At 39.6% G+C, this 1,052-nt stretch carries 2 pseudogenes; both read right to left on the reverse strand.

Annotation, left to right across the window (positions count from 1 at the left end):
- Positions 1-266: pseudogene (locus tag SMIDD26_RS09810) on the reverse strand (ABC transporter ATP-binding protein); the annotation flags it as partial.
- A gap of 357 nt (positions 267-623) precedes the next feature.
- A pseudogene (locus SMIDD26_RS11980) lies at positions 624-1,039 on the reverse strand (transposase).
- Positions 1,040-1,052 lie beyond the last annotated feature (13 nt).

Genomic DNA, 1,052 nt, shown 5'->3' on the forward strand with positions numbered 1-1,052 from the left:
GCATCCTCCCGAAGGTCAGATGAAACTCCTTGGGCAATATAGGCTGCGAGGACAACGTTGAGCCCACCAGCAACCAGACCGACCAAAGCCACACTAATCAACCAAGCCCCGATACTATAAATGGCTTCATATTTTCCAGCAAGGAGGGCGTCTAAGACTTCCTGCAGATAACGCGGTTGCAAAAGTGAACTAGCAACCATCAAGCCTGTCATCAGGAGCGAAGCCAAGGCCTGCCACTTGTAGGTTTTTATTTTCTGAATCAGCATACTTTCTCCTTAAAAAATAGACAAAAGGGAGCGACAATGCGTCAGCTCCTTTTCATTCTGTTTGTGTGATGTTATTCTAGCAAAAAAGTGGAGGATTGTCAAAGAAGTCTCCTTGATACAGCTAGAATGTGATAATGTATTTACTCGGTCAAACGTGAAAATGTCCCATTTGATAGAACATCCATATGAAAAGAATCAAACTAAATATGAACTTAATCATGACCACCCGTCAAACGGGTGGTTTGAACCAGGGCTATAAGCCCAAATTACCAGCCAGCGCCTAAAGACGCTGGCTTTCACGTTGTTCAAGTCTTATTGCTCTTGACTCGTCACTTGCCTCTCAAAGAGGCTTTAGTATTACTTACCACTATCTCTAAAGAGATCCTCATATTCTTTTACACTCAATTTATCTAGTGCTATATCATGCTTTACTCATTCTCAAATTTTTATGCTTGTGAAGAAATCATCCACTGGATAATTTCTTTAATCTTGAATATATTTCTTAATTGTGGCTTCATTGAGCCCTACTGTACTCATATAATAACCTTCCGCTCAGAAATGCCGATTCCCAAACTTGTACTTGAGATTGGCGTGTTTGTCAAACATCATGAGTGCACTTTTGCCTTTTAAATGCCCCATAAAACTTGAAACACTTATACTTGGTGGAATATTTCGCCTAAACTACTTCGATATTGATTATAGATCACTTTTCATCTATACTTAGGGGCGAACACAATGTGATATAGTTGCTTAGTTTTAAAAAAGCATATCATAGTAAAGCTATGG

This window comes from Streptococcus mitis, assembly GCF_001579035.1.
GTDB classification, from domain to species: domain Bacteria; phylum Bacillota; class Bacilli; order Lactobacillales; family Streptococcaceae; genus Streptococcus; species Streptococcus mitis_J.